This window comes from Sphingobacterium sp. LZ7M1, from assembly GCF_024296865.1.
GTDB lineage: Bacteria > Bacteroidota > Bacteroidia > Sphingobacteriales > Sphingobacteriaceae > Sphingobacterium.
This window is the reverse complement of sequence record NZ_CP101134.1, coordinates 3,066,976-3,084,000: the sequence shown is the minus strand read 5'-3', so window position 1 is coordinate 3,084,000 and position 17,025 is coordinate 3,066,976. Positions and strand designations below refer to the sequence as shown.

Here is a 17,025-nt window from a genome sequence, read left to right as displayed (position 1 = left end):
GAGTGAGATTAGTGTAGGGAAAGGTTGTTAAGGCCGTTGTTTATAGCTTATGCATAAACAACGGCTTTTTTGTTTGCGCCGAATTTTGATAGATGGGGACATAAGCTAAGCCAATTTGGGTTTGACTTGCGGATCAATCTTTCTTTAACAATCCTTCCCATAGAATTTAGTTCCTGCAATCTTCTGTCGGCTTCAAACAAACTGTTATGGGTTTCCACTAGAACGATACGGTTTAACATGGCAAAGGAAAAGAGCGTAGGCTCCTGTGTGCTCTGAAAATCCTGATAAACTGAATTTAAATCTTGGCTAAATCCCGCCTGTAAGAATTTGCGATTAGAATCTGTTGCGATATAAGTATAGTATTTATTCATTTTATTCTTGTTTTAGCTAAATTATTTGGTAATTTGCAATCGTTTTGCTAATTTTATTGGCACAATATTACTAATAAATTTAGTATTCCAAAAATTAAATAAAAAAAATCTATGGCTAATATCTCATCAAATCTTAAATATCTTCGGAAGAAAAAAGGATTAACCCAGCAGCAGTTTGCTGATTTAATGGAAATTAAGCGTGCTTCTGTAGGCGCGTATGAAGAGGATAGGGCAGAGCCTAAATATGAGTTGCTAAAAAAGATAGCAGAGTTCTACGATTTGAGTATGGATGAATTGGCCAATGATGAGATTGATGATAAATGGAAGCCTACGCCAAAAAGCAATGCCTCCAACCTGAGGGTACTAAGTGTGACCGTTGATTCCAATGATAGAGAAAATATTGAGTTAGTTCCGGTTAAGGCGAGTGCTGGATATTTGAATGGCTATGCAGATCCTGAATATGTTAGTGAGCTGCCAAAGTTTTCTTTGCCAATGTTTAATCAAGGTACCTATAGGGCTTTTGAGATCAAAGGTGATTCCATGTTGCCGTTAGCCTCGGGATCTTTGATCATCGCTGAATATGTAGAGAATTGGCATGATATCAAACCTGGCCAGACTTATGTGATCGTGTCTTCAGACGAGGGGATCGTTTATAAGAGGATTGGTCAGAAGTTTAAAGAAGATAAAGGTCTGAAACTGGTATCAGACAATAAGACCTACGAACCATATTGGGTTTCTGCAAATGAGATATTGGAGGTGTGGAAGGCGAAAGGGTTTGTGAGTACAGAATTGCCTGAGCCTAATCCAGAGCCGACCTTGGAAGCTTTGTCTACCATGATGGCGCAAATGCAGAAAACTATCAATTCAGTAGTCGATAAAAATTAACATCTAATTCATGGTTTGTAAATAAGAAATACATTTTGTACCTTTGTACTATCTGAAAGGAAGGGGGCATGGTATGCCCCCTTTTTTAATTCATTTTTTAAAATATGCAGGTTGAAAATCGAGTAATCGAGTTAGTAGAAGAGAAAATCGCCGACAGACCGGATTTATTTATTGTAAGTGTTCGGTTTTTAAAGAATGGCGTTTTAGAGATTCTTCTGGATGGAGATAATGGGATCGCAATTGAAGATTGTGTTCAAGTGAGTCGCCATGTTGGTTTTCATTTAGAAGAAGAAAACGTAATTGATAAAGCCTATCGCTTGGAGGTTTCTTCTCCAGGAATTGATTCCCCTTTGTTATTGAACAGACAGTACGAGAAGAATATCGGTAGAGATGTTCAGGTTAAGATGCAGGATGGAACGAAAAGAGAAGGACAGTTATTGGCAATCAATGACGGGTCGATCAGCATAGAAGAGAAAGTAAAAGAAAAAGGAAAGAAAGCTGTGTTGCAACAAGCTGAAATTCCCTTAGAACATATAAAGGAAACAAAGGTGTTAATTTCATTTAAATAAGAATGAGTACTAATATAAACTTGATTGACTCGTTTCAAGAGTTTAAAGACTTTAAGAACATCGACCGTCCAACCGTAATTACCGTTTTGGAGGAGGTGTTCCGCAGTATGATCCGCAAACGTTTTGGAACTGACGAGAATGTAGACGTTATTGTCAACCCAGATAACGGTGACTTAGAGATCTGGCGTACGCGTGTAGTTATGGAAGATGGTTTCTCAGAAGATGATGATCTAGAAATCGAATTGGAAGAAGCGCACAAATATGATCCAGATTTAGAAGTAGGAGATGATTACATTGAGCAAATTACTTTAGAAAGCTTTGGTAGACGTGCGATTTTAGCAGCTCGTCAGACATTGGTTTCTAAAATCCTTGAGCTTGAGAAAGACGAAGTCTTCAAGAAATATAAAGATCGTGAAGGTGAGTTGGTGATTGGTGAGGTTTATCAGATCTGGAAAAAAGAGATCTTAGTATTAGATGAGGATGGAAATGAGTTGATCCTTCCTAAGAGTGAGCAAATCCCTGCGGATTATTTCAAAAAAGGAGATAGCATCCGTGCGGTTGTTGACAAAGTGGACATGATGAACAATAATCCTAAGATTATTATCTCACGTACTGCTCCGGAATTCTTGCAGAGATTGTTTGAATTAGAAGTTCCTGAGATCTTTGATGGTTTGATTACCATTAAGAAGATCGTTCGTGAACCAGGAGAGCGCGCTAAGGTAGCTGTAGAGTCATATGATGACCGTATCGATCCTGTTGGAGCTTGTGTTGGTATGAAAGGATCTCGTATCCATGGTATCGTTCGTGAGCTGCGCAATGAGAACATCGACGTAATCAACTTTACAACCAACCACTCTTTATATATTACGCGTGCATTAAGTCCTGCGCGTATTACTTCAATCAAGATTGATGAAGAAAACAAAACCGCGGCTGTTTACTTGAAACCAGATCAGGTTTCTTTGGCAATTGGTCGTGGTGGACACAATATTAAATTGGCCGGTAAATTAACTGGCTATGAAATCGATGTTTACCGTGAGAGCGGAGAAGAAGAGGAAGATGTGGACATCGAAGAATTTGCAGATGAAATTGACGGATGGATTATCGACGAGTTTAAACGCGTTGGTTTAGATACAGCTAGATCTGTATTAGCACTGTCCGAAGAAGAACTTGTAAGACGTACGGATTTAGAAGAAGATACCATTCGCGAGATCCTACGTATTTTACAAGCGGAATTCGAATAATAAAAAGTTCGAATCTGAGGGTTTAACAATTTATAATAAATTGTTAAATCCTTGTAAAAAAACATATTTTTGTAGTACGAAATTATATTTAGGAAATAGTAGATGACAGAAGGTAAAAGTATAAACTTGCTTAAGGCGGCAAAAGAGCTCAACATTGGGATAGGCACGGCTGTAGAATATTTGGTTAAGAAAGGGTTTGATGTAGACTCTAAACCAAGTTCGAAGTTGAGCCCTGAGATGTATGGCGTTCTTTTGAAAGAATTTCAGGGTGATAAGATTGTTAAAGACGAGGCTAAACAAATAGTTATCGGCAAGATTCGCCGTGAAGAAGGTCCAGCCACAGGCACTGCTAGCTCTAGCCCTGAATCTACTGAAGAAAAGGAAAACCCTGCTGATGTGAAGGAAATCCTGATTAAAAATGCTTCTACGGAGAATGCCCAGCCTGCTGAGGATACGAAGAAAGAAGATTCGGGATCAGCGCTGAAGGTGGTAGGTAAGATAGACTTGGATAGTTTGAAGCGTGGTAAGCCAGCTGCTAAACCTGAGCCTAAAGAAGAAAAACCTGCTGAACCAGAGAAGAAAGTAGAGGTTAAGAAAGAAGAAGCTCCAGTTGCGAAACAGGAAGTAGAGCCTAAGAAAGAAGAGGTCGCCAAAGTTGAAGAGAAGAAGCCGGTTGTTGAACAACCTGTAAAACCTGCTCAACCTGTGAAAGAAGAGGCACCAGTTCAAACAGAAAAGCCAGTACAGCCTGAGAAGGTTGCACAGCCACAGAAATCTGAAAAGATAGAAAAACAACCTGAAGAGGTGAAAAAAAATAAAGAAGTAGAAAAACCTGCTGCTAAAGCTGAACCTGTCGATGATGTAATCCGCGCACGTTCAGAGACTTTAAGCGGTCCTAAAGTAGTTGGCAAGATTCAGTTGCCTGTATCTAAACCACACAAGCCAGTTGCTTCATCGTCAAATAATGCTGGTGGGAACCAACATGACAACAAACGTAAGCGCAAGCGTACGAACAAACCTAACACTGGACATGGTGGTCCTGGACATGGTCAAGGCCATCAAGGTCAAGGACATCAAGGACAAGGCCAACAAGGTCAAAACCAAGGTCAAGCTGGACAGGGACATGGACAACAACATGGCAACAGACAAGATGGCGGAAATCGCCCTCCATTCCAAGGTGGAAACAGACCAAACCGTGGAAATCATCCTAACAACGACCGACATGGTAACAACAGAGGTCGTAATGATAGAAACAGAAAACCTGATACACCGAAGGAAGAACCTACTGAAAAGGAAATCCAAGATCAAATCAAAGCAACACTTGCTCGCTTGAGCGGTGCTGGTAAATCCGGTAAATTTGCTCAACGTGCGAAATTACGCCGTCAAAAACGTGATGATATAGCGCTTTCTGCTGAAGAAGCAGCAATGGAAGAAGCAGCAATGTCAAAAGTATTGCGCGTAACAGAATTCGTTACAGCGAATGAATTGGCAAACTTAATGGATGTTCCTGTTACTCAGGTTATCGGTACTTGTATGAGCTTGGGTATGTTCGTTTCGATCAACCAAAGGTTGGATGCTGAAACATTGGCAATCGTAGCTGATGAATTCGGATTCCAAATTGAATTTATCAAACCTGAGGATGAGGAAACAACAGAACTAGAAGAAGCAAACGATGAAACTCGTTTGGTTCCTAGAGCGCCTATCGTTACGGTAATGGGACACGTTGACCACGGTAAAACATCCTTACTTGACTACATCCGTAAAGCGAATGTAACCAAAGGTGAAGCCGGTGGTATTACCCAGCACATTGGTGCATATGCCGTACAATTAGAAGGTGGTAAGAAAATCACATTCTTAGATACTCCAGGTCACGAAGCCTTTACGGCGATGCGTGCTCGTGGTGCTCAAGTAACGGATATCGTTATTATCGTGATTGCAGCGGATGATGCGGTGATGCCTCAAACAAAAGAAGCAATCAACCACGCGATGGCTGCAAACGTTCCTATCGTATTTGCTTTCACCAAGGTGGATAAGCCTGGTGCAAATGCAGATAAGATCCGTGAGCAACTATCCATCATGAACATTTTAGTTGAGGATTGGGGTGGTAAATACCAAGCTCAAGAGATCTCCGCTAAAACGGGTGAGAACGTTGAATTATTATTAGAGAAAGTATTATTAGAAGCAGAATTACTTGAACTGACGGCAGATCCTAAAAAACGTGCTGTAGGTTCGGTTATCGAAGCTGCTTTAGATAAAGGTAGAGGTATTGTAACGACTGTACTTGTACAGGGAGGTACCTTGAAAATTGGTGATCCAATCTTAGCGGGATCTTATTCTGGTAAAGTTAAGGCCTTGACGAATGAGCGCGGCGAACGCGTAAAAGAAGCAGGACCTTCCATGCCGGTACAGATCTTAGGTATGTCTGGTGCTCCAACTGCGGGTGATAAACTTTACGTTATGGAAAGTGAATCTGAAGCTCGTCAGGTTGCTAACAAACGTCTACAATTACAACGTGAACAAGGTATGCGTGCTACTAAGCACATTACCCTTGACGAAATCGGAAGACGTCTTGCGATCGGTAACTTTAAAGAACTTAACATCATTGTTAAAGGTGATGTGGATGGTTCAATCGAAGCATTATCCGATTCATTATTGAAACTGTCTACGGATGAAATCCAAGTTAATATCATTCACAAATCAGTTGGTGCTATCTCTGAGTCAGACGTATTATTAGCTTCTGCTTCAGATGCGATCATCATCGGTTTCCAAGTTCGTCCTACTCAAAATGCCCGTAAGTTGGCAGAGAACGAACAGATTGATATTCGTCTTTACTCCATCATCTATGATGCGATCGAAGAGATCAAATCTGCGATGGAAGGAATGTTGGCACCGAAACTTGAAGAGAAAATCGTTGCTGAGGTTGAAATCCGTGAGGTATTCAAGATCTCCAAAGTCGGTTCAATCGCCGGATGTATGGTTCTTGATGGTAAGATCAACAGAAATAACGATGTGCGCATAATCAGGGAAGGTGTAGTAATCCATACCGGAAAATTAGCTTCATTGAAACGTTTCAAAGACGACGTGAAAGAAGTTGCACAAGGTTACGAATGTGGTTTGAGCATTGAGAGATTTAACGATATCCAAGAGAAAGATATTGTAGAAGCATTCGAACAAGTAGAAGTAAAACGTAAGCTTTAATCCAAGGCTTCAACAAAATAACACAAGAGGTTTAACCGCAAGGTTAAACCTCTTTTTTTGTGCCTAACTCGCTGAGCCAACTTAAACTTACTATGGAATACCTCCGCTTCGCAATTATTTATGGAAAATGCTGCTTACTTATGTTTTATTGATGTCCTATTGACTATTTCTATTTGAAAATTCTATTGTAAGCTGTTATCTTTAACATCATGTTTACATTCAGGATTTCAGAGATCATTCAACAACCCAATCACAATATATCCATTCGATTTGAAGATATTTCAGGGAACTATCCCCCTTATAAAGCTGGGCAATTTTTAACCTTGGCTTTTGCTTTTGGCGAGCGCGAAGTTAGACGTTCCTATTCCTTTTCGAGTAGTCCGGTGGTTGATGAGCCTTATGAGATTACCGTAAAGCGGGTGGATAATGGCGAGATTTCGAGATTGCTTCACCATAAAACGCAGGTTGGCGATGAAATCCAAGTAATGGACCCACAGGGATTATTTACTTATATCCCTTCGGAAGACAATAAAAGAACAATTTTTCTTTTCGGGGCTGGAGTAGGGGTAACTCCCTTGTTTTCCATTCTGAAAACTGCATTAGTGGCGGAAACTGACACTAAAGTGGTCTTGGTCTACAGCAATAGCTCCAAGGAGCAGACCATCTTTTATGATGAGCTCCTAAAATGGCAAGCTGACTACCCGGACCGATTGCATGTTGAATTTATCTGGTCCAACAGCAAGAACCTTTTGACAGCAAGATTGAACAGGGATTATATCTTGAATCTTATCCGTGAGCATTTAAATGATGGGCAGGAAGCTGTTTTCTACACCTGTGGGCCTCTGTTTTATATGGACTTGGTCCGCTTTACCTTATTGGGAATGGGTGTTCCGGAAGCGGATATCAAAAGGGAAACTTTTCATTTCCCTGAAGAAGAGGAAGACGAGGACGAGAAGGAAGAAGAACCGGTGGACATGACTAGCTATGATATTGTTCTGAAGTTTCAGGGCAAGGACTATCCAATGACCATTCCATACGATAAGACGATCCTGGACATCGGGTTAGAGCATAAGATCAAATTGCCATATTCCTGCAAGTCGGGAATGTGCAGCACCTGCATCTCCCAAGTTACCAAAGGAGCTGTCAGGATGGATTACAATGAGGTTTTGACAGACAGGGAGGTGGACAATGGAAGATGCTTGATCTGTACCTCACATCCCATGGAAAACGGTACTACTATTGAAGTCTATTAATATTTGAAAATGAAAAGAGGATTCGTACTCATAATGTTTCTTTCACTGGCCAACCTGGTCTTTGGCCAAGAAACCTATAAAATCACCTACCATTATTTTCGTGATGGTGCCATGATGAAGCAAGATCCAGTGGTGGTTTTCGCCACGAAAGGAAAATCATTCATTACCAAGGAGAGTTTGGTTTCGGGTTCTGCACGCTATCCTGCAGAGGTCTCCAGTTTTGATTATTCCAATAAAAAGGTCTATCGGATTGCCTATTTATCTGCCTCAAAGCAGATCAGTACCGTGGATAGTACAACCTTGACTAAGTATGCTTATGAAGAACAGGGTGCTGGAACTGAAATCTTAAAGCATAAGACTAAAAAAGTGGTTACCTCAGTCAATTCCAATAAGATTGAATTATTATACAGTAATGATCTATCGATCAATGCAGCTCCAAATGACTTGGGGCAAGGCTTAGGATTGGTACTAGAATACCGCAGAAATGGCAATTCTGGGCTAGTCGCTGCTTCAATTGAGAAGCTTAAAGCTTGGCCAAAGGACCTTCCGGAAATTAATAAGGCAGATTTGCTAGATGAACTATCCTATAGGGACGAGCTTTGGAAGAGTAGGTTCGTACATATTCCTATTTTCCAAAATGAACAGATCTGTTTTCAACCGGGAATCAAATCTGATTCTATTTTCAGGTTTGCAGAAGGTACCGTCATACTCAAAAAAGTACAGGTTCCTCAGGTCGACGAAAATAGCCAAGCCTTTATCCAGTTGATCGAAAAATCAAATGGCGATGCCTATGACAGGACTGGCTCGGTTTTCTTGATTGCTGAAGATCAAAAAATCAGTTTTTTGGATGGAATGAAAAATGGAATGGAAACCCTTCCAAAGGTCACAGACTCTGCAGGGGTCAGTTATCCTGGTATGGTCCGTACTTCAGAATTCTCGCCAGTATTTGAGCTCATGCGATTTTTTACCCCATTTGGAGTCTCTCACTTTAATGATCGATTGGCTTTAAAGGGTAAAACCTGGCAAGATAGCGTAATCTACCGGCAAGATATTTCCGAATTCCTTTCCGTGCTTTCAGGCAAGGAAGTATATATCGGTACTTATATTGGAAACTATGACAAAGGTGGCCACAAGGTTAGTTTAGAGCTGACCATTCATCCCGGTGGATCCAATTATGCAAGTGGTATGAAGATTATGCCATTGTTCAATACGACTAATATCATGGAAATGGGCGGTCAGATCTATCCGACCATGTTTGCTGATGAAAAGGGATTGGAGTTGACCTTTGACCTAACAGAGGATATCAAAGGGGCGAAGCTAAGATATATTACTACTGGCCATGGTGGTTGGGGGAATGGAGATGAGTTTGTCCCTAAACCCAATAAGATTTTTATGGATGGTAAATTGCAGGCACAGTTCACTCCTTGGCGATTAGATTGCGGTAGCTACCGACTATATAACCCAGTCAGTGGGAATTTTGAAGATGGATTGTCTTCTTCCGACTTGAGCAGGTCGAATTAGTGCCCAGGAACAGTTACCAATCCTGTCTTTATAGATTTGGGAGATTTGAAAGCTGGAAAACATACCGTACGAGTACAGATTCCACAAGGACCTCGCGAAGGCGATAGCTTTAGCTTTTGGAACGTCTCGGGAGCTTTGGTATATCCTTAACAGAAATACAAAAAGACGCTTTTAGAGCGTCTTTTTTGCTATTGGAATATTGCAGTGCAGTTCTTTGTTGAGTTCTTCAGCAAAATCAGTCGATAAGAAAGAAGTTGCAGGATCAATTTTTTGGTGGATAAAGAAATAAGCCTGTTTCAGACCCGCATCTTTCCACTCTTTTAGCTTCAGGACCCAATTGGCAAGCCGTTCTTTGTCAAGTATTTCGGTAGATGACACAAATCGAATAAAAGCTACCGGAGTGGTCAGCCTAAAGTTCAGCATATCCCTTCTCCCGGGTGTGTCCACAATGATGTTCGTTGTCCTGGTGCTGGTCAGCAGTTTCAGATATTTCTCTAAAACCTCTTTGTCATTATACCATTCTTCATGACGAACTTCAAAGGCGAGGGGGTATCCTTTTGGAAATCGTTCCAAAAAACCTTCCAACCTTTCAAATGCCTTTGGTCTAAAGTTCTCTGGCATTTGCAGAAATGCCATGCCCAACTTTTCTTCAAAAAGCACCGTAGAATCCACAAAGGCCGCAACCTTTTCATCGGTATTGTTTAATCTAGAATAATGGCTGATGCTATTGGTAAACTTCGGGCAGAATTTAAAATCTTCCGTTGTTCTGTTCTTCCAGATCAATACCTGTTCCTTGCTCGGTGTTCGGTAGAATGTGCCATTAAATTCAACTGCATTGAAGTTTTGGGAATAGAGGTTCAGTTCATCTTTCGTACCGCGTGGATAAAAGCCTTTCAGATCAGCCTTTGACCATTTCGGGTAGCCCACAAATATTTCAAAATCATCATCTTTTTTATATTTGTTCAACAATTTGACGGTCTCTATGGGAGTCGCTGGCAGAGAAAAATCAATATGGCTAGGATCGTCTACTTTTCCGAATTTCATGTTAAATGCTTTGAGGCTACTAAGATAAGGTTAAAAATAGAAAAGCCATTCCCATGTATAGGAATGGCTTTTCTTTTTGGTTCTTATCCATTATTTCAGTACATGTTTTACGCCTTCAAATGTCATCTGTACAGGCAGGATCTTACCGTCTTTATCGAATTTCATTTCATCGATACAGGTTTCGCGTTCATTGGCACCTTTTTTATCCAATGGACGACGGTGGTATACCATATAGTATTTGTCCTCATTAGGGATCTTGATCACCGAATGGTGCCCTGCACCATATGCGATCTTAGGATCAGGCTGAAGCACTGTGCCTATTCTTTCAAATGGACCAAATGGTGTGTCTGAAATGGCATAGGCTACTTTATAATCAGGACCTGTCCATCCGCCTTCAGACCACATAAAGTAATATTTATTGTCCTTGATAAACATGAATGGACCTTCGGTATAGTTTTCTGGAGTTACATCCTTGTAAATGGTTCCATCTTCAAATGGAACAAGGCTCTTAAAATCATCACTTAATTTCACAACATTACAATGTCCCCAACCACCATAAAACATGTAGTGTTGACCATCTTTATCCTTGAATACAAACTGATCTATGGGTTGAGCGCCATTAACGATCTCATTGATCAATGGTTTTCCAATTAAATCTTTGTACGGACCTTCAGGTTTGTCTGCTACTGCTACCCCAATCCCACCAATTTCTCCTTCATGCACATCGTTGGCGCCAAAGAAGAAATAGTATTTTCCATCTTTCTCAATTACAGATGGAGCCCACATAGCTTTGTTGGCCCATTTTACCTCCGTATTGTTCAAGATGTTGGGATGCTTTTTCCAATTTACAAGATCTTTTGAGGAAAAGGCGTCAAACTTAATCTGTTCTTCGTACGGAGCAGAATATGTTGGGAATATCCAATATTCATTATTATAAATGATGCCTTCAGGATCGGCATACCAGCCTTCGAAAACAGGATTTTGTTGTGCTTGACTTGTGCTGCAAAATAATAGGCCTACTGCTGCCAGTGAAAGAATAGTGTTTTTCATTTTTTAAATAGGTTTAAGAATTTGAAAATACAGAAATTTTCCCTGATTACAAATTCATTGGTTCTAGCTCTTGGGAACTAGGTTAAGCCTAGACTAAGAATGGGTTGGGGTATTAAAGAAAAAAGGCATAACGTTCAGTTACACCTTTTGGGCAAAAATCTACTTATAAACGAAGAGGGACTTATTTTACAGGGTATGTTACGGTTACATTGCTTATTTTCCATCCGTCTTTGTTGTTGCATAGGGTAACATAATCATATCTTGTGAAATGCTCAAATTTAGTAGCGATTCTTACAATGCTACAGTCATCGTTTTTCTCCACGAAATTGTAGGATGTTTCAGCTCTTAATTTTACTCCTTTTTGCTTTTTCAAGTGATTGACCAAGGTACTTCTTCCAATAAGCTCACGTTGACCGTTGTTTGGCGTTGCGTATTTGAAGTTTTCAGTGAATAGATGGTCTACCAATGCTACTTCGCCATTGTTGGTGGCATCGATATAGTGATCGATAATAGATTCTACCTTAATGAACTTTACAGGTTCTGGTTTACTGTTAGCAAATACAAATGAACTGACAAGTGTAAATACTGTTGCTGCGATTAGTGAGATTAGCGTTTTCATGATTTTGAATTTTTAATTTATTAGTTTTTTATGTTTGTAATTGTTTGATTCAAAGGTATATGTAAAACAGAGGCGCGAACAGGGAGAATAGGCAAGGCCTTTGGAAAACTCGGTAAAACTTGAAGATTATTCGGCGAAAAAACCCTGCAAAAAATTCGTTTCGGTGAATGGCAGGAATAGAAAACAAAAAAGAAGCTATCGAATTCTCGATAGCTTCTTAACAATTAACCTTCTAAATATCAGTTATTAACCTATTTTAAAGGATGTCATGGTCAATGCACCAGCTACTGCGGCATCATTGAATATCTGTAGATCTTCATTTTTCTCTTGCAGGGCCAAAGCATAGATCATTGGCAGATAGTGTTCTGCTGTAGGAATTGCCATTTGAAAGGCAGAACCTTGCTTTTGAAAGTCTATCAAAGGTTGGTGGTTGCCGTCCAAAATATATTCCTTCATTTTTTCGTTAGCCTCTTGTGCCCAATCAAAAGCAAAACCAACCGTGTTGAGATGCTTCCAAGACACCATTCTCAGGTTATGTACATTGTTTCCTGACCCGATGATCAATACACCTTTCTTGCGTAGGGCAGCTAATTCCTTGGCTAATGCATAATGATGGGCGGCAGGCATGCTGTAGTCGATGCTCATTTGGATAATGGGAACATCGGCATTGGGGTAGAGGTGTTTTACTACCGACCAAGATCCATGGTCCAAGCCCCATTTATCATCCAAGTGAACCTCTTTGCTGTGCACGATATCTTTTACTGCCGCTGCCAATTCAGGAGAGCCGGGAGCCGGATATTGTACATCGAACAGTGCTTGCGGGAATCCACCAAAATCATGGATGGTACTTGGCATTTCCATTGCCGTTACATAGGTTCCCTTGGTTTCCCAGTGAGCCGAGATAACGAGGATAGCCGTTGGTTTTTCGATTTCCTTACCTATATTTTTGAACCCTTGAACAAATTCATTGTCCTCAATAGCGTTCATCGGACTACCATGGCCCAAAAACAGCACCGGCATATTGCTGCTACTGTTCAGTCCATCTATAAATTTATTGAGACTTTTCAACTTCACTGCGGCACCTGCCAAAGGCAAGGTGGCGGCTGCAGCTAAAAATTGTTTTCTTGTCATATCTTCCATTATAAATACCTTTCCAATGTATTTACAAATATCGCTAGGATATGTTGGTCGGTGGTATGAGAATTTGGAAGAAAGGTATAAGAATTAGGAAATCAAGCGGTTCATTTCTTCCCTGAATTCCGTGGGCGTCTGTCCTGACTTCTTCTTGAAAACACTGGTAAAATAGGCCTTGTCGGAATAACCCAATTCAAAACCAATTTCTGAAATGGTTTTATTGCTGCTGATCAACAGGTTTTTGGCTTCAATGAGTTTTCGGGTCTCAATAATTTCGGAAACACTCTGTTGGAGAATATTTTGGGTGATGCTGTTTAGGTTCCGGGGACTCATAAAGAGCTTCTCTGCATAATAATTTACGCCTTCAGGCCTGCGAAAGTTCTCTTCCAAAATGTTGAGGAAGTTCTTGAACGTAATGTCTTGATTTTTAAAGAGGTTCAAATGGTCGGGTTGTTGCTTTTTCCTTTCTGCTTCGATCATGGTAAATAAGCTGTTCAATAATTCCCTTACAATGGCAAGTTCAGGCTTTTCCTGTTGCATCTCATCGTATATCATTTTGCAGATTTGCTCCAGCCGTTCAAAACACCGTCCCGTAGGGAAAGCCAGGTTCGCATTATCATGGAAATAACCATATAGGTTAAAGGTGGTTTCAGGAATAAATTCACTTTTAAATCGCAGTACCCAAAAATCACAGGCTCCATTTTCCAACATCGGCACTATCCGATGGATTTTCCCTCGACTTACAAAACAAACAAACGGAGCTGTATAGGTCTCATTTTTGAAATCGATGAAATGCTCAATTTTTCCTTTCATTCCAATGATGAGTTCCTCAAATTGATGATTATGGGGCTCATTGCTCTGGCTTTGTATGTATAATGCCTCTTTATTATCTACCTTATATATTTTGAACAGATCTTCCATGTATCAGCCAATGTTTCTATTAAATATCTCAATTTTTGTCGAATTGTTTGTTCCAAAATCAAAATTTCAGCTTTTTAACTCAAATAGAATTGGAAAAATAGGGTAGTAATTGAAATTAACCTAGTATTTTCTAGTCTTTATTTAAAATCGGTTAGGTTTTTACAATATTTTAATAATTATCAATTTTAAACTTCGAAATACACTGTTAATTATTGCTGTTTGCTGTTATTTGATGGTTTTGTTCAATTTAATTTGGTATATATTTAAAGTTTAAACGAAATAATTGATTTATTTTCATAAAAAATCAAAATAAATTTTGATAAAATCAATAAAAACGTATTTTTGTTGAACAAAATTTAATAATTATGGTGTTGTCAGGTAAAAAGTCTTATGTTCCCCTCGTTTTTATGAGTGTTTTAGTGTTAATATCGCTTGTTTTTTCAAAAACACCTCAAATCCATTCAAATTCTGGGTATAATTATGCCGATATCGCATGGATGTTGACTTCTACGGCCCTAGTTTTGATCATGACTCCCGGTTTGGCTTACTTTTATGGTGGTATGGTCAAAAAAAAGAACGTTATTTCCACCATGTTGCAAAGTTTTATCTGTATGGCTGTGGTTGCCGTGATTTGGGTAATCTTTGGGTTCAGTTTGGTCTTCGGCGAGTCAATAGGAGGGGTTATTGGCAATCCTTTCACATTTTTTATGTTCAATAATGTATTGGAGCGCGGACCTTGGGATGCAGCGCCAACCATCCCATTTGCACTCTTTGCCATCTATCAGTTAAAATTTGCCATTATTACGCCTGCACTGATTACAGGTGCATTTGCAGAAAGGATTCGATTTACTTCCTATGTGCTCTTTATCTGTTTGTTCTTTGTTTTTATCTATGCGCCATTGGCACATGCTACTTGGCATCCCGAAGGTTTCCTATTCAAGCTAGGTGTATTGGACTTTGCTGGCGGAACAGTGGTCCATATGTCTGCAGGATTAACGGCATTGGCTTCTGCAATATATTTGAGAAAAGGAAAAGATATGCATAGTCATAGCCCGGCACGTATCACCTATGTGCTATTGGGTACTGGATTACTATGGTTTGGTTGGATAGGTTTCAATGCTGGTTCGGCATTTTCGGCTTCAGAATTAGCAGCGACAGCATTGATTACCACTTCTACCGCATCTGGAGCGGCTGCCCTGACCTATATATTCTTTGATGCAGCCAAGGGAATCAAACCCTCCGCAATGGGAGTCTGCATTGGCGCCGTTGTGGGATTGGTCGCCATTACACCAGCGGCAGGTTTCGTCACTTTTGGACATTCCCTGGTCATAGGGGCTGTTGCCGCTGTGATCAGCAGGGTAGTGATTGCTTGGAGAACACGCTCCAGGATCGATGATACCTTGGATGTATTCCCAAGCCACGGTGTAGGCGGTATGGTAGGTATGATCTTGACCGGTGTATTTGCCACGAATGCCATTAACCCCGCTATCCCAGATAATGGATTGTTTTATGGTGAATGGAAATTGTTTTCAGCCCATATGCTAGGACTGGTTCTGGCTGCGGTATTTATCCTTTTAATGGCATTCATTTTATTGAAGCTTACTGATATGATTACGCCGTTACGGGTATCTGATGCCGATGAGGAGGTTGGTCTGGATATCTCCCAACATGGTGAAAAGTTGTGACCTTTATTAACTAAAAATAACCTGAATGATACCTGGCTTTCTTCTTGAAGGTCAGGTTTTTTTTTTTTATCGTCATTAAAACATTTCTTCTTTTGGATGGTTTTATTAACAAATCAACATGACAAGCATATGAATAAGTTAAAATTAGTAATTGGAATATTTGCCATGGGATTCTTTACTATGACCAGCTGTAACAATAGCGAAAATACAGAAACAGAAACTGAAGTTCTTCCAGACCCTGAACAGGGGGGAGATGCAGAACGCTATAACATAAACGCTCCGGATGCTGAAGTTATCAATTTAGATTCAACGGAGGTCGATACTACAGTTCAAGATACTGCCCAATAATCACATTCTTTTATATTTTTGTTAGTCAAAGCCTGATTTTTCCAATTTCAGGCTTTTTTTCTGACCAATCTGATGGGGTGAACATTCTACTTTTGGATGTTTTTTTCGGGAATTAGCCTGGCCTTATTCGAGGCATATTCGAGAGATATTGCTGTGGTTAGCAATGTGTCCAAAACAAGTCCCCTTTGTTGTCCAATAAATTTCTGATGTGCTGCGATTTTTCCGGGAAATTTAGATCAGGGTAGTATAGATTAAATGCAATTTAAAGGAAAAGAATAAAAATTATCAGCTTTCAGGAAAAAGATTTGGAAATGGTTTATTTTAATTAATTTCCTTTACTTTTATGAGTGGGAAGAATAATGATATTTTAACCAATCTATTGATTATATGATAATCCTTGGCTGTGTATTAGCAATTTTGGTCGGAATAACTTTAGGGTTAATTGGCAGTGGTGGTACCATATTGACTGTGCCGATCTTGGTCTACATTATGGCAGTCGAACCAACACTTTCCACGACCTATTCGCTTTTCGCCATTGGTATCACTTCATTGATCGGTGCCGTGCGGGGGATTATAAAAAAGGAAGCAGACCTTCCAAAGGTCTTGACCTTTGGTGTTCCTTCTCTGATTGTTGTATTTATTACGCGTTCCTTCATTCTTCCTTTGGTTCCAGAGGTCATCCACATAGCAGGATATAGCTTTCATCAAAATGTACTGTTGATGATCTTGTTTTCCTTTGTTATGGTAGCTTCCTCGTTGAGTATGATTCGCTCTGCTAAATACAACCCTGAAGTGCCTCCGGAATATGTGAAAACGCCCATAGAGGTTATTGTGTTTCAAGGAGCTTTGGTTGGATTGGTGACAGGTTTGGTCGGTGCTGGAGGAGGATTCCTCATTATTCCCGCATTGGTCAATTTTTACCATTTGCCCATGCGGAAGGCCGTGGCTACCTCCTTGATCATTATCAGTATTAATTCTTTCTTTGGCGTAATGGGTGATCTGGAGAAGTTTGAACTCTTTGATTGGGAATTATTGATCGGTTATACCGGTGGTACCGTGATCGGTATTTTCATTGGTTTTTACCTTTCAGAGAAAATCAGCAACAAAAACCTCAAAAAAGGCTTTGGATATATGATCCTTATTGTAGGCTTATATATCTTAATTAAAGAGACTTTATTGAGGTAAT

14 protein-coding genes and 1 pseudogene are annotated in these 17,025 nt (G+C 40.0%); 9 read left to right on the top strand and 6 right to left on the bottom strand.

Going from position 1 to position 17,025, the window contains the following annotated elements; all coding sequences use genetic code 11:
- Nucleotides 1–47: 47 nt before the first annotated feature.
- Nucleotides 48–371 (bottom strand): hypothetical protein, encoded by a 324-nt coding sequence (locus NMK93_RS13325; RefSeq protein WP_254527809.1) that lies wholly within the window; start codon nucleotides 369–371, stop codon nucleotides 48–50.
- A 111-nt stretch (nucleotides 372–482) separates the two neighbouring features.
- On the opposite strand from NMK93_RS13325, the gene NMK93_RS13320 reads away from it, so the two are divergent.
- The 6 genes and pseudogenes from NMK93_RS13320 to NMK93_RS13295 all read left to right on the top strand — a co-directional run bounded on the left by NMK93_RS13320 (nucleotide 483) and on the right by NMK93_RS13295 (nucleotide 9,188).
- Nucleotides 483–1,256 (top strand): LexA family transcriptional regulator, encoded by a 774-nt coding sequence (locus NMK93_RS13320; protein WP_185218374.1) that lies wholly within the window; start codon nucleotides 483–485, stop codon nucleotides 1,254–1,256.
- A 104-nt stretch (nucleotides 1,257–1,360) separates the two neighbouring features.
- Complete coding sequence (gene rimP, locus NMK93_RS13315; RefSeq protein ID WP_185218373.1) at nucleotides 1,361–1,825, top strand: ribosome assembly cofactor RimP; 465 nt, start codon at nucleotides 1,361–1,363, stop codon at nucleotides 1,823–1,825.
- A 2-nt stretch (nucleotides 1,826–1,827) separates the two neighbouring features.
- On the top strand, nucleotides 1,828–3,066 hold the full coding sequence (nusA, locus tag NMK93_RS13310) for a transcription termination factor NusA (protein WP_185213717.1): 1,239 nt from the start codon (nucleotides 1,828–1,830) through the stop codon (nucleotides 3,064–3,066).
- 102 nt (nucleotides 3,067–3,168) lie between these two features.
- Entirely contained in the window at nucleotides 3,169–6,264 is a 3,096-nt protein-coding gene (gene infB, locus NMK93_RS13305) for a translation initiation factor IF-2 (RefSeq protein ID WP_254527808.1), read from the top strand.
- Nucleotides 6,265–6,473: 209 nt separating this feature from the next.
- Entirely contained in the window at nucleotides 6,474–7,517 is a 1,044-nt protein-coding gene (locus NMK93_RS13300) for a ferredoxin--NADP reductase (protein WP_185218371.1), read from the top strand.
- 9 nt (nucleotides 7,518–7,526) lie between these two features.
- Nucleotides 7,527–9,188: pseudogene (locus NMK93_RS13295) on the top strand (PNGase F N-terminal domain-containing protein).
- Between the two features lie 21 nt (nucleotides 9,189–9,209).
- Here the strand turns inward: NMK93_RS13295 and NMK93_RS13290 are convergent.
- The 5 genes from NMK93_RS13290 to NMK93_RS13270 form a co-directional block, all read right to left on the bottom strand.
- The gene (locus NMK93_RS13290) at nucleotides 9,210–10,082 is read right to left on the bottom strand and encodes a DUF72 domain-containing protein (protein WP_254527803.1); all 873 of its coding nucleotides are present in this window, start codon (nucleotides 10,080–10,082) and stop codon (nucleotides 9,210–9,212) included.
- A 90-nt stretch (nucleotides 10,083–10,172) separates the two neighbouring features.
- Entirely contained in the window at nucleotides 10,173–11,132 is a 960-nt protein-coding gene (locus NMK93_RS13285; RefSeq protein ID WP_185213721.1) for a glycoside hydrolase family 43 protein, read from the bottom strand.
- A gap of 181 nt (nucleotides 11,133–11,313) precedes the next feature.
- Nucleotides 11,314–11,751 (bottom strand): nuclear transport factor 2 family protein, encoded by a 438-nt coding sequence (locus NMK93_RS13280; protein WP_254527802.1) that lies wholly within the window; start codon nucleotides 11,749–11,751, stop codon nucleotides 11,314–11,316.
- Between the two features lie 246 nt (nucleotides 11,752–11,997).
- The gene (gene ygiD, locus NMK93_RS13275) at nucleotides 11,998–12,882 is read right to left on the bottom strand and encodes a 4,5-DOPA dioxygenase extradiol (protein ID WP_185218367.1); all 885 of its coding nucleotides are present in this window, start codon (nucleotides 12,880–12,882) and stop codon (nucleotides 11,998–12,000) included.
- Between the two features lie 93 nt (nucleotides 12,883–12,975).
- The gene (locus tag NMK93_RS13270; protein ID WP_254527801.1) at nucleotides 12,976–13,806 is read right to left on the bottom strand and encodes a response regulator transcription factor; all 831 of its coding nucleotides are present in this window, start codon (nucleotides 13,804–13,806) and stop codon (nucleotides 12,976–12,978) included.
- Between the two features lie 407 nt (nucleotides 13,807–14,213).
- Between NMK93_RS13270 and NMK93_RS13265 the strand changes: the two genes are divergently transcribed.
- The 3 genes from NMK93_RS13265 (at nucleotide 14,214) to NMK93_RS13255 (ending at nucleotide 17,024) form a co-directional block, all read left to right on the top strand.
- Complete coding sequence (locus tag NMK93_RS13265) at nucleotides 14,214–15,491, top strand: ammonium transporter (RefSeq protein WP_254527800.1); 1,278 nt, start codon at nucleotides 14,214–14,216, stop codon at nucleotides 15,489–15,491.
- A gap of 129 nt (nucleotides 15,492–15,620) precedes the next feature.
- Nucleotides 15,621–15,839 carry a hypothetical protein gene (locus NMK93_RS13260; RefSeq protein WP_185213726.1) on the top strand — a complete coding sequence of 73 codons (219 nt, stop codon included), beginning with the start codon at nucleotides 15,621–15,623 and terminating at the stop codon, nucleotides 15,837–15,839.
- Nucleotides 15,840–16,226: 387 nt separating this feature from the next.
- Nucleotides 16,227–17,024, top strand: coding sequence for a sulfite exporter TauE/SafE family protein (locus NMK93_RS13255; RefSeq protein ID WP_214648505.1), 798 nt, complete (start codon nucleotides 16,227–16,229; stop codon nucleotides 17,022–17,024).
- The last annotated feature ends 1 nt before the right edge of the window (nucleotide 17,025 follow it).

Excerpts from the sequence above, each read along its gene's own strand:
- NMK93_RS13325 (WP_254527809.1), bottom strand. The coding sequence starts at position 371 with ATGAATAAATACTATACTTATATCGCAACAGATTCTAATCGCAAATTC.
- NMK93_RS13320 (WP_185218374.1), top strand. The coding sequence starts at position 483 with ATGGCTAATATCTCATCAAATCTTAAATATCTTCGGAAGAAAAAAGGA.
- rimP (WP_185218373.1), top strand. The coding sequence starts at position 1,361 with ATGCAGGTTGAAAATCGAGTAATCGAGTTAGTAGAAGAGAAAATCGCC.
- nusA (WP_185213717.1), top strand. The coding sequence starts at position 1,828 with ATGAGTACTAATATAAACTTGATTGACTCGTTTCAAGAGTTTAAAGAC.
- infB (WP_254527808.1), top strand. The coding sequence starts at position 3,169 with ATGACAGAAGGTAAAAGTATAAACTTGCTTAAGGCGGCAAAAGAGCTC.
- NMK93_RS13300 (WP_185218371.1), top strand. The coding sequence starts at position 6,474 with ATGTTTACATTCAGGATTTCAGAGATCATTCAACAACCCAATCACAAT.
- NMK93_RS13290 (WP_254527803.1), bottom strand. The coding sequence starts at position 10,082 with ATGAAATTCGGAAAAGTAGACGATCCTAGCCATATTGATTTTTCTCTG.
- NMK93_RS13285 (WP_185213721.1), bottom strand. The coding sequence starts at position 11,132 with ATGAAAAACACTATTCTTTCACTGGCAGCAGTAGGCCTATTATTTTGC.
- NMK93_RS13280 (WP_254527802.1), bottom strand. The coding sequence starts at position 11,751 with ATGAAAACGCTAATCTCACTAATCGCAGCAACAGTATTTACACTTGTC.
- ygiD (WP_185218367.1), bottom strand. The coding sequence starts at position 12,882 with ATGACAAGAAAACAATTTTTAGCTGCAGCCGCCACCTTGCCTTTGGCA.
- NMK93_RS13270 (WP_254527801.1), bottom strand. The coding sequence starts at position 13,806 with ATGGAAGATCTGTTCAAAATATATAAGGTAGATAATAAAGAGGCATTA.
- NMK93_RS13265 (WP_254527800.1), top strand. The coding sequence starts at position 14,214 with ATGAGTGTTTTAGTGTTAATATCGCTTGTTTTTTCAAAAACACCTCAA.
- NMK93_RS13260 (WP_185213726.1), top strand. The coding sequence starts at position 15,621 with ATGAATAAGTTAAAATTAGTAATTGGAATATTTGCCATGGGATTCTTT.
- NMK93_RS13255 (WP_214648505.1), top strand. The coding sequence starts at position 16,227 with ATGATAATCCTTGGCTGTGTATTAGCAATTTTGGTCGGAATAACTTTA.